The 11,796-nt window shown below is 36.6% G+C and carries 8 protein-coding genes; 5 read left to right on the top strand and 3 right to left on the bottom strand.

The genetic code is table 11. The annotated features are described in order from the left end of the window. Positions 1 to 83: 83 nt before the first annotated feature. Positions 84 to 761, bottom strand: coding sequence for a tetratricopeptide repeat protein (locus EV201_RS12085; protein ID WP_130307904.1), 678 nt, complete (start codon positions 759 to 761; stop codon positions 84 to 86). Between the two features lie 224 nt (positions 762 to 985). On the opposite strand from EV201_RS12085, the gene EV201_RS12080 reads away from it, so the two are divergent. The 4 genes from EV201_RS12080 to aqpZ all read left to right on the top strand — a co-directional run bounded on the left by EV201_RS12080 (position 986) and on the right by aqpZ (position 6,896). After that, positions 986 to 2,653 (top strand): alanine/glycine:cation symporter family protein, encoded by a 1,668-nt coding sequence (locus EV201_RS12080; protein WP_130307903.1) that lies wholly within the window; start codon positions 986 to 988, stop codon positions 2,651 to 2,653. Positions 2,654 to 2,845: 192 nt separating this feature from the next. Next, entirely contained in the window at positions 2,846 to 3,592 is a 747-nt protein-coding gene (locus EV201_RS12075; protein WP_130307902.1) for a GW dipeptide domain-containing protein, read from the top strand. Positions 3,593 to 3,725: 133 nt separating this feature from the next. Next, the gene (locus tag EV201_RS12070) at positions 3,726 to 6,134 is read left to right on the top strand and encodes a TonB-dependent receptor (RefSeq protein WP_130307901.1); all 2,409 of its coding nucleotides are present in this window, start codon (positions 3,726 to 3,728) and stop codon (positions 6,132 to 6,134) included. 72 nt (positions 6,135 to 6,206) lie between these two features. Then, positions 6,207 to 6,896 carry an aquaporin Z gene (gene aqpZ / locus EV201_RS12065; protein WP_130307900.1) on the top strand — a complete coding sequence of 230 codons (690 nt, stop codon included), beginning with the start codon at positions 6,207 to 6,209 and terminating at the stop codon, positions 6,894 to 6,896. Positions 6,897 to 7,232: 336 nt separating this feature from the next. Here the strand turns inward: aqpZ and EV201_RS12060 are convergent, their stop codons facing one another. Then, the gene (locus EV201_RS12060; protein WP_165389648.1) at positions 7,233 to 9,296 is read right to left on the bottom strand and encodes an insulinase family protein; all 2,064 of its coding nucleotides are present in this window, start codon (positions 9,294 to 9,296) and stop codon (positions 7,233 to 7,235) included. 86 nt (positions 9,297 to 9,382) lie between these two features. Continuing rightward, complete coding sequence (locus tag EV201_RS12055) at positions 9,383 to 10,705, bottom strand: M16 family metallopeptidase (protein ID WP_130307898.1); 1,323 nt, start codon at positions 10,703 to 10,705, stop codon at positions 9,383 to 9,385. A gap of 424 nt (positions 10,706 to 11,129) precedes the next feature. Between EV201_RS12055 and EV201_RS12050 the strand changes: the two genes are divergently transcribed. Next, complete coding sequence (locus EV201_RS12050; protein WP_130307897.1) at positions 11,130 to 11,786, top strand: phosphatase PAP2 family protein; 657 nt, start codon at positions 11,130 to 11,132, stop codon at positions 11,784 to 11,786. The last annotated feature ends 10 nt before the right edge of the window (positions 11,787 to 11,796 follow it).

Raw genomic sequence — 11,796 nt, 5'->3', positions numbered from 1 at the left:
TCTTAGTTATTTCTTCTGCAAAATTAACAAAAGAGCTCGAAGAGGCAAAAGTAAAGGAGCAAGCTCAAGTTCTGTAGCTTTAATTATTTAGCTACTTCGCTATTACAATTTCTCTTTACATACTCTTTTGATTGGCTTATCCCCAATTTAACTGCCTGTTTCCAATCTTTGCATGCAGCATCTTTCTCTCCCATCTTGTAAAAGCAAATACCTCTATTTGCATATGCGGCACCATAATCGGGTTTCAGGTTTAATGCATAAGTATAATCTAACACCGCAGTACTTATCATGTTTTTTCCTAAACAAATATTAGCTCGATTAAAATAGTATCGGTGTACTAAATGAAAATCCTCTCCATTTATTTTACTGAAGGCAATTGCCATACTATACTCTGCCATAGCTCTTTTAACCTCACCTTTCATATTATACATTTCCCCCAAATAATAACAAATTTCATCATCCTGTTTAAAAATCTTTTTCGATTTTTTCAAAATGGAAATTGCAGGGGCAACTCGAGCAGAATCATTCATTGCAACTCTGTATAACTGTAGGTATGAATTACGATTAGTGGAATCAATAGAAATTGCTTCAACCAATAATTTAAATGCATCATCAACCTTATCATCCCTCACTTTTTCAATAGCCTGATTAGTTAATACAATCGCTTTATTCTTGTCGGCAAGTGAGACCCTATACTCTTGAGCAGAAGCTCCAATATTCCCCATAAGAAGGAAAAAAACAATAACTAAGTTTAATCTCATTCTTTTCATTTTTTTTAATAATCAAATGTAACACAATCCATTTTTATGTCTACTACTTGCTAACATGATTATGATTATACAGAACCATTCTAAGCTCTAATAAACAAAAAGACATATTCACCCTAAGATTAACTTTAGTAATCAACTTTTAAAAATTATCCTTTATATTAGACTGATTTTCTAAAAAACAGAAAACGAAACTAACCCAAAACCCTATTATTTTTATGCACAGTATCAACGCTTTTTTAGCCGGAATAGAACAATACCTTGGAGGCAGCCAATGGTTTACTCTTGTATTACTTGGAACCGGTCTCTTTTTTACCATCTACCTTAAATTTCCCCAAATTCGATTTTTCGGACATGCCTTAAAGGTCGTTCGAGGCAAATATGACAAAGCCGACGAAAAAGGCGACACATCCCACTTCCAAGCGCTAACAACTGCCCTTTCAGGAACAGTCGGAACGGGTAATATTGCAGGGGTAGCCTTCGCTATTTATTTGGGAGGGCCAGCTGCCCTTTTCTGGATGCTCATGACAGCCATTTTGGGTATGACAACCAAATTTGTGGAGGTCAGTTTATCACATAAATATCGAGAAACAGACGAAGAAGGCTTTATATCCGGTGGACCAATGTATTACATGAAGAATAAATTAAAGATGCCTGGACTTGCAGCTTTTTTTGCAGCCATGACCGTTGTTTCTTCATTTGGAACGGGTAGTTTACCCCAGATTAATTCCATCTCCAGCTCATTGCATTCGACCTTCGGAATCGAAAAAATGCTTAGTGGTGGCGTACTTGCAATCCTCCTTGCCATTGTTATTTTAGGTGGGATCAAGCGTATTGCAAAAGTGACCGAAAAGCTAGTCCCGACCATGGCAATCATTTATTTTGTGGGCGCCATTGCCGTAATTTTTTACAATTATCAAAACATTGTTCCGGCAATAGAGTCAATCTTTTCAAGTATTTTTACAGGAACAGCAGCTACCGGTGGATTTCTGGGGGCTGGATTTGCATATGCCTTCAACCGGGGTGTCAATCGAGGTCTATTTAGCAACGAGGCCGGTCAAGGATCTGCTCCAATTGCCCACGCTGCAGCACGTACCGAAGAACCCGTTTCTGAAGGGATGGTTGCTATTCTAGAACCTTTTATCGATACCATCATTATTTGCTCCCTTACCGGATTGGTTATTCTTTCATCTGGGGTTTGGAATGAAAAATTTCCCAATCAGTTTCAATCTACTGATATGAGTATTATGGCTGACGTTTATGACGATGCGAATAAAGACGATCAAAGCAAACTTTTTAATTTCCTTAATGGCAAAAAAGAATTACCCCTTTTCAGTGGTGAATTGCTGGTAGAAAATGGGAAAATTCAAAATAAACTTTCTATTATTCATGCCCGTTCAATCGCTGAAGATATATTAGTCTACAATACTCAAGATTCACTTTTCACAGGAAAAATTAATGTAAATAATGGTGTTTACGATGAAAATAGTGACACCTATTTTAAAGGACAATCATTAATACACTCAGCTCCTTTAACAGCTGAGGCTTTTACAAGAAGTTATCTGGGAGACTGGGGACGTTGGATTGTTTCTATCGGTTTATTACTCTTCGCTTTCTCAACGGCAATAGCCTGGGCTTACTATGGAGGCCGTTCAGTCACCTATTTATTTGGAGCCAAGGGTGTCTTACCCTATCGCATTATTTATTGCATCGGTTTCTTTATCGCTTCGTTTGCCGATACCACTATCATCTGGACCCTATCAGGTATTACAATTGCTTTAATGGCCTTACCCAATCTTTTGGGTATTCTTTTACTTCGAAAGGATATGAAAGATACACTAAATAGTTACTGGACAAAATTTAAGGCAGAACACCCTAATGACTAAAAATAATATTAAAACCAGACAGATCTCCATTTCATTGCTGAAATGGAGATTTTCTAATTCATCAAATTAAGAACAAAGGTATATTACAATGCTCAAAAGAATCTTTGCTTGATTGTTTAGCAAATCCCTTTTGCTATATTGCATATTAATATCTTTATGTATCTTAATCCTCAAATTTAAAAATCATACCCTATGAAATTAATATTTGCTCTGCTTACCTGCAGCCTATTTATGTGTTCTTGTCAGGAGAATGCAAAAAAAGTACAATCATTCAGTACTGGTGAAAAAACGAGTCAAAGTGTTTCTGAAGAAACTGCAAGTGCTACACCCAATTATCACCACGTTAAAGTCAAAGAATTTTTACAAACCAGCTCTTACACCTATCTGTTTGTAAATGAAAATGACAAAGATTTCTGGATAGCCGTTCGTAAACTGGATGCTAAAGTTGGTGACGATGTGTATTACCAAAAAGCACTCGTGATGAACGATTTCAAAAGTAAAGAACTCGATCGCGTTTTCGAAACTGTTTTATTTGTACAAGGCAATACAAGCACACCTCCAACAAGTAGTCCAAGCGCTAAAATGCCCGCTAAAAAAATGCCTCCCAAGGTGGATAAAAAAATTGAAGGCATTCATGTTAATCCTGTTAAAGGAGGAATCAATATTGCAGAACTTTTCAAAAACAAAGAGCAATATGCAGGCAAAAAAGTAATCGTTAGTGGAAAAGTTGTAAAGGTAAATAATGCCATCATGAAAAAGAATTGGATACACATCCAGGATGGAACAAGTGATGCAGACAACTTTGACCTGACATTGACGACTCAAAATCAAGCCAACATGGGTGATATCATTACCATTGAAGGAACAGTCTTTTTAAATAAAGATTTTGGTGCTGGATATTCTTACGATTTAATCATTGAAGAAGCAGTCATCAAATAATTATCAATAACTCAAAATCAGATCCCAACGTTCAAATGTTGGGATTTTTTTATGCCATACTCTAATCATTTCAACATAAAACACTAAATTAGAGAGTCCTGACATTGATTGTTTTGCAAAAATCAACCTTTATATGAAATTAATCAAACTTATTTTACTAAGCCTTTTTATACTTTCAAACCTGAATGTCTGGAGCCAATCAGGACATATTAAAGGACGTGTTTTTAATAGCATCAACAATGAACCTGTTCCATTTGCCAATATTGCAATTGCAAATTCCAATAAAGGGACTACAGCAGATATTAATGGTACTTTTCTCCTCGAAAATCTGGCTCCGGGCAGCTACAATTTGATTTGTAGCAGCGTTGGATTCGAAACTTACTTCCTTTACGAGGTTACCGTAAACCCGTCTAAACCGAGCAACATAAACATTCCATTACAAAAAAACATTCAACAGCTTGAAGAGGTGAAAATCAGTGCGCCCCCCTTTAATAGAACTCAAGAAAGCCCCCTGAGTATGCGCAGCATAAATTCGACTGAAATATACCGAAGCCCGGGTGGGAATCGAGACATTTCCAAGGTCATTCAGATTCTTCCGGGAGTGGCTTCAACCCTTGCTTTCCGAAACGATATTATTGTGCGTGGTGGCAGTCCAAACGAAAATCGATTTTATCTGGATGGTATTGAGGTTTCCAATATCAATCACTTTGCCACACAGGGTGCTTCAGGCGGACCGGTTGGCATGATCAATCTAAACTTTATTCAAAATCTGGATTTCTATGCTGGTGCCTTTCCCGCGAATAAAGGGAATGCTTTGAGCTCTGTTCTGGACTTTAAACAACGTAACGGAAATGACGAAAGATTATCAGGAAACATAATGGTAGGTTCAAGCGATTTAGGTATAAGCCTTGAAGGACCTATAGGTAAAAAATCAACCTTCATTTTCTCGGTTCGCCGTTCTTATCTTCAACTCCTTTTCAAGGCATTAAAACTACCCTTTTTGCCTACCTACAACGATATGCAATTTAAACACAATATAAAACTGGATGCTAAAAACACACTCACACTAATTGGTTTGGGTGCTATTGATGATTTTAAACTAAATGCATCAGTCAACGAGGGGCTTAGCGACACAAAAAAAATAGAAAGAAACACTTACATTCTAGGCAACCTACCTGTAAACAGTCAATGGAACTATACCCTTGGGGCAAAATGGTTACACTTTTCAAAAAACAGTTATCAGAGTTTTATTGTGAGCCGCAACCATCTGAATAACGAAGCAATAAAATATAAGGACAATATTAAACAAGCGAATTTATTACTGCTGAATTATAAATCACAAGAAATCGAAAACAAATTTAAATTTGAAAGTACCAAGAGAAAAGGTGCCTGGAAATGGAACTTGGGAGCCTCAAGCGACTTTGTGAAATACACCAATTCGACTTTCCGCAAAAAAGAACAAAATGGAGAAGCTGTCACAATCAATTTCAATTCCGAATTGACATTCGGAAAATATGCCGTTTTCACTCAACTCAGCCGAAAATTCATAGATGACAGGTTAAGCCTTTCATTGGGATTACGAAGTGATTTCTCAGATTATTCAAAGGAGATGATCAATCCTCTGGATCAATTATCACCACGTTTTTCAGCATCCTATTCGCTTAATGATAAGCTTAATATCAACTTTAACACAGGACGCTATTTTCAGTTGCCAGCCTACACAGTTATGGGCTACAGAGACAGCAACAATACACCGATAAATAAAGAAAACAAAATTACTTTCATCCAATCGAATCATTGGGTCGCTGGTGTTGATTATAATCCAACACAGTACTCAAAAATTAGCCTTGAGGGATTCTATAAAAAATATAAAAACTATCCCTTTCTTTTAACAGATAGTATTTCATTGGCCAATCTGGGTGGCGACTATGGGGTGATAGGTAACGAAGCTGCCAAATCGATATCTGAGGGCAGATCGTACGGACTGGAAATCCTAATGCAACAGAAATTGAGTAATACGATTTACGGCATACTATCCTACACCTGGGTTCGAAGTGAATTTAAAGACAAAAACGGCTTATACGTCCCCTCTTCCTGGGATAATAAACACATCCTGAATATTACGGCTGGTAAGAAATTTAACAACAACTGGGAATTTGGGATGAAATTCAGACTCCTTGGACCTGCACCTTACACACCTTATAATGTTGAATTATCTGCCCGTAAGGAAATTTGGGACATCACTCAGTCCGGACAATTTGATTGGGATCGTTTAAATAAAAAACGCAACCCAACAGCTCATAGTCTGGATATCAGACTCGATAAGAAATGGTTTTTTAAAAACTGGTCATTAAATGCTTATCTTGATATTCAAAACATCTATAACTTTCAGGTTGAAACTCAGCCATACTTAAGTGTGGAGCGCGATGCTTCAGGAAATCCAATTGAGGATCCCAACAACCCGCTTGCATACAAAACTTACCAAATTGAAAATGAATCAGGATCAACCCTTCCGTCTATTGGATTAATGATCGAATTTTAAAACTAAATCAGAACTAAAACCAAAAAATATTTCAAAATAAAGTCAATTATTAACCCTAATTAAAAACGAGTTATGAAAAAATTAATTGCTGAATTTATCGGAACACTTTGGTTAGTATTGGGAGGTTGTGGAAGTGCTGTTTTAGCAGCTGCCTACCCTGATTTAGGAATCGGTTTTCTAGGTGTCGCTCTTGCTTTTGGTCTAACAGTTCTCACCATGGTTTACGCCATTGGGCATATTTCGGGCTGTCACCTGAACCCCGCCGTATCGATTGGTTTATGGGCTGGTGGTCGATTTGATAAAAAAGAATTACTCCCTTATATTGCAGCCCAAGTATTAGGTGGCATAACAGGAGCAGGCATTCTTTATTTAATTGCCAGTGGAAAACCGGGATTCGAAATGGGTGGTTTCGCTGCAAATGGTTATGCCGAACATTCGCCAGGAGGTTACAGCATGCTTGCTGCACTGGTTTCAGAAATTGTGATGACTTTCATGTTTTTGCTTATTATTCTTGGTGCCACACACTCTAAGGCTCCTAAAGGTTTAGCCGGATTAGCAATCGGACTAGGCTTAACCCTCATCCATTTAATCAGCATTCCGGTAACCAATACTTCGGTTAATCCAGCAAGAAGTACAAGTCAGGCTTTTTTTGTTGGTGATTGGGCAATTGATCAGCTGTGGCTATTTTGGTTAGCACCTATTGTTGGAGCCATATTGGCAGGTATAATCTATAAATACATGTCTCCCGAAACAGAAGAGTAGTTAAAAAAGAATCAAAATATACAATTCTATGAAAAACGAAAAAGGCTGGTCCCCACCAGCCTTTTTCTTCTAACCCAAAATTAATTTTCAATACGAATTTAACCCTAAATCCTTATATAATCATATTGAAACAATCGATTCAATCATCATGTTTAACTAACCACTAATTACACTCCTGAATCGGTGCGCAAAGGTAGAAACAATTTACAAATGACCAAACACTTCTTCTTTTTTTTCAAAAAATCTCATCAACTCAACAAAATGGGGTGCTACAAAGCATAAAACAAAAAAAATGGCTGCCTAAGGCAGCCATTTTAAAATATTTATTCAACATTTTTAATTGAATAATTCATCTTTAACATCCTTATTCAACTCTAAACTTGTAATTGTTAAAGGCATTTCCTGTGGACCCATTTGCGTGATCGTTGTAAATGGAAACTTTAATCCTTCTACATCTTGATAATCTTTATAAATCATCGTCACAGACATACCGTTTTGTTGAGCCACTGTTTTTAATTTTAAACCAGTTGCCGCACTAAAATAGTCAACCTTTTTGGTTCCGTCAGCACTTACAATTTCTACCTTATACACTTTTTGTCCATCAACTTTATCAGTGCCAATTAATTTTGTTGTAAAACCTAAGGCTTCAAGATTTAACTCAGCACACATCTGAGCTTGCATTTTAAATCCTTTCAACTGTTCAGCATTAGCCTCATTAGTTTGTCCTTGAGCAGTTACTTTAGCAACCGTTCCGTTGTACTTAATTGCTTGCAAAACCTGTCCATTCATTACCATCGACATAGCAAACATGGTATTATTCTTATAAGCTTGTTCAACATTAATGCTCATAGGTCCCATTTTCATTTCGCCTTTCACACTCATATCTTTAATACTTTCAAGCTTTTTTCTTCCACCAATTGCATTGATATAATTTTCAACAACAACATTGGCAGTTAAACCATCAGGAATCGCATTAGGATCTTCTTTTACAACATTCCCTTCTCCATCATACTCCTCAACTGTATTGGTAGAGCTCAATTTAGCCAACTTAGCTTTCAAACCTCTGTCACCTACGACCAAATAGATTGCATTATCAGGATCAACATATTTTTTAGCCATAGCCTGAACATCTTCAAGCGTTACTTTATCTAATTTCTCCAGATAAGTTGCATAATAATCCAATGGTAAATGGTAACGTTCAATAGCTAATGCAAAACTTGCAATAGTTGAAGGTGATTCAAGTGCACGTGCAAAATCACCAGCAAGAGTCGCCTTAGTCATATCAAAATGATCCTGAGTCATCTTCTCATTTCTGATACGATTCATTTCTCTTGCAATTTCGATAAAAGCACTGTCAGTTACGTTTGCTTTCACTTCAGCACCCGCATAAAAATCACCAATCAATTTATCAGCTGAAATGCTTGAATAAGCGCCGTAAGTATATCCTTTATCTTCACGTAGATTTTTCATTAACAAACCTGTAAAACCACGTCCTAACATCGCATTCATTACACTCACAGGAATCACATCAGCCGAACCTTTTTTCAAGTCGATTGGATAAACAACCTGAATCGTAGACTGAGGAGCAGCATCTTTGTTAGATAAAACAACACGCTTACCTTCGATTTTAGCTGGCGCATCATAAGCATGAGTCGGTACATTCCCCGATTCCCACTTACCAAAATACTTCTTCACTAATTTCTTAGCTTCTTTGGTTGTGATATCACCCACAATAGCCATTACGGCAACATTAGGCTTAAAATAATTAGCGTAATACGTTTTACAATCATCTAAAGTTACATTAGCCAATGTTCCTTCAGTCATCACATCTCCATAAGGGTGAGCATCACCATATAAAACTTTACTAGCAACATTTTGTGCAATTTGTTTTGGTGATGTTTTATCCGCCTGAATACCTGAAATATTTTGTTTGATCAGCTTATCAAATTCGTCAGTAGGAAAAGCTGGATTAAGAACAACATCAGCCATTAATGCTAAGATTTGATCCTTATATTTCGACAAACCAGCAGCAGCAGCACCTTTTGATCTGGTACTTAATCTTGCACCAATAAAATCGACCTCTTCAGCAATCTCCTGTGAGGTTTTTGTTTTGGTTCCTGCATCAAGCATGCTTCCTGCAATAGAAATATATCCCGCTTTATCTCCTTCAACAATCGGATCGATAAGCAGTTCAAGATTAAAAGCAACCTTAGGCAGGTTGTGATTTTCTACAACTAAAACTTTCAATCCATTTTTTAGTGTGAAACTATCGTAATCGCCCAACTGTACCTTTGGAGCAGGACCAGCAGCCGGAGCCTTGGTTCTGTCAACTTGAGCATGAACCGTTGTTACTAAGCAGATAGCAACAAGTATGAATAAGAATTTATTTATTTTTTTCATCATTTATAATTTACATGTTAAGGCAAAAGCCTATCCCAATAAATTTGAGTCTTCACTAAACGACTCAATAAAAATTAAGCTACCCCCTATTTTGCTTTAGGCAGGTAATAAAGAACAACTCGGTTTTCAGGAATAAAATATTTATTTGCAACACGCTTAATATCTTCACGCGATACAGACATATAATTATCTAACTCTTGATTCGCTCTTTCAGTTGACTTATAATAAGTATAAGCTGTAGCAAGATTTTCAGCTCGTCTTTCTATAGTCGCATTAGAACTTACAAGATCATTCTCTACCTTATTTTGAAGCTTCTGAAACTCTCTTTCAGAAATTAAATCTGATCGAACCAAATTGATTTGTTCATCCATTGCCTTTTCAAGATCCATCGGATCAACGCCCATATTTGGAATACCGAAAGCTAATGTTAAACCTGGATCCTCGTTAGGCATTGGGAAAGCCATCATCTGTAGAGCCAATTGCTTTTCTTCAACCAAAGTTTTATTCAAACGAGAACTCTTACCATCAGTTAACAGTTTCCCTAACATACTTACAGCATAAAAATCGGGTGTCCCAATAGCTGGAATATGATAAGCCTGAATAACAGCAGGTAATTGAATATTGTCAAAAACCGTATCGCGTACTTCTTTTGTTTTTACCGGTTCAACAATTGATGGGCGATAAATCTCTTTTGTTCCTTTTGGAATTGAAGCGAAATAGTCATTCACTAATTTCTTAGCCTCATCAGTTTTAAAATCACCACAAATGGTTAAAACAGCATTGTTAGGCACATAAAACTCTTTATAGAAATTCAGGAAGTCTTCGTCTTTTGCATTACGAATATGCTCTTCGTTTCCAATTGGAGTCCAGTGGTAAGGATGCTTTTCGTAAGCATGTGCCAAAGTCTGTGGCAAAATGGTTCCATAAGGTTGGTTGTCATAACGCTGTTTCTTCTCCTGAATCACAACATTTTTCTGAGTTTCGATACCAATAGCTTCTACTTTGGCATGCATCATTCTTTCAGACTCTAACCATACACCTAAAGCCAGCTGATTCGATGGCAATAACTCATAATAGTAAGTTCTATCGCTCGATGTGTTAGCATTTAACTCACCACCCGCTCTTGACACATATTTATCGTACTGATGACGAGGAATATTATCCGTTCCTTCGAACATCAAGTGTTCAAAAAAGTGAGCAAACCCCGTCAATTCAGGCTTTTCATTCTTAGAACCAACATGATACATCACCGAAATAACAATATTTGGTGTTGTATGATCCTGCTGCAAAATGACGTGTAAGCCATTATCAAGATCGTATTCCTCAAACTTAATTTTTCCAGTTTGGGCAAAACTTCCAAGTGTAAAAACACCTACAAATAGAAGTGATAGAAATAATTTTCTAATCATTTTTTTTAATTTAGAATTGATTATTAAACAGAACACAACTTGATGAAAACAACAGAAAAAGCTTCTTTTATCTAATCATAAAGTGCGCAACAGTTATAATATTTATGTTCGTTAAAATTAACTCAAATATTCAAACTTAATCACAATTTTAACTGAATAAATCAATCACATCAAACTTATTGGATGAAACAATATATCACACGATAAAGCCTGCCAACAACACGGTTAAAATCATCATTTCATCATTTCAAGACAAAAAAAAGAAGATTATTTGTAAGCAGATATGCAATTAAAAAGCGCTTTCCAGTATTCAAATCCATACTTATTCAGCATTTTGTAAGGATAATAACTATTTTTACAATCGTTTTGAAACTAAAAAGCCATCGTAAAAACTTACTTTTGCTGACGATATACAACTCCAATTATGCTTGAAACACTTAACCAACTTGATCAAGAGTTATTACTCTATCTCAATAGCCTGCATTCTTCTTTTTTCGATTCATTTATGTATTTGATATCCGGAAAACTTGTTTGGGCACTCTTTTATTTATCTATTATTGTTCAGATTTACCGAACTTACGGATGGCGAAATTGCCTCTACCTTGTCCTTGCCATTGTGCTGGTTATCATTTGTTGTGATCAAATGGCATCGGGTATTTTAAAACCCACTTTTCAGCGATTCAGACCCAGTCGTTCACCTGAGCTGTCCAACTTGGTGCATATTGTAAATGGCTACCGTGGAGGCAAATACGGATTTGCATCATCACACGCAGCTAATGTATTTGGACTGGCAACATTTTGCAGTCTTTTGTTTCGCAAAAGATATCTAAGCATATTCTTATTTTCATGGGCAGTTCTGGTTTCTTATTCGAGAATCTATTTAGGCGTTCATTATCCCGGAGATATTATTGTGGGTATGTTTATTGGTCTCTCATTTGGCTACGCCATATACAAAGCTCTCCCCCTATTTAAGTTTCTAAAAATAGATCAAGCATCTCCACAACGAGATTGGAAATGGGATCTTACAAGCTGGGGAAGTCTCTCCATTTTAGGAATGCTTCTAATTTCTCTTTTCAAATAACATTACTACT

This window comes from Ancylomarina subtilis (assembly GCF_004217115.1).
GTDB classification, from domain to species: Bacteria; Bacteroidota; Bacteroidia; order Bacteroidales; family Marinifilaceae; genus Ancylomarina; species Ancylomarina subtilis.
This window is presented reverse-complemented; position numbering and strand designations above follow the sequence as displayed.

Excerpts from the sequence above, each read along its gene's own strand:
- EV201_RS12085 (WP_130307904.1), bottom strand. The coding sequence starts at position 761 with ATGAGATTAAACTTAGTTATTGTTTTTTTCCTTCTTATGGGGAATATT.
- EV201_RS12080 (WP_130307903.1), top strand. The coding sequence starts at position 986 with ATGCACAGTATCAACGCTTTTTTAGCCGGAATAGAACAATACCTTGGA.
- EV201_RS12075 (WP_130307902.1), top strand. The coding sequence starts at position 2,846 with ATGAAATTAATATTTGCTCTGCTTACCTGCAGCCTATTTATGTGTTCT.
- EV201_RS12070 (WP_130307901.1), top strand. The coding sequence starts at position 3,726 with ATGAAATTAATCAAACTTATTTTACTAAGCCTTTTTATACTTTCAAAC.
- aqpZ (WP_130307900.1), top strand. The coding sequence starts at position 6,207 with ATGAAAAAATTAATTGCTGAATTTATCGGAACACTTTGGTTAGTATTG.
- EV201_RS12060 (WP_165389648.1), bottom strand. The coding sequence starts at position 9,296 with ATGAAAAAAATAAATAAATTCTTATTCATACTTGTTGCTATCTGCTTA.
- EV201_RS12055 (WP_130307898.1), bottom strand. The coding sequence starts at position 10,705 with ATGATTAGAAAATTATTTCTATCACTTCTATTTGTAGGTGTTTTTACA.
- EV201_RS12050 (WP_130307897.1), top strand. The coding sequence starts at position 11,130 with ATGCTTGAAACACTTAACCAACTTGATCAAGAGTTATTACTCTATCTC.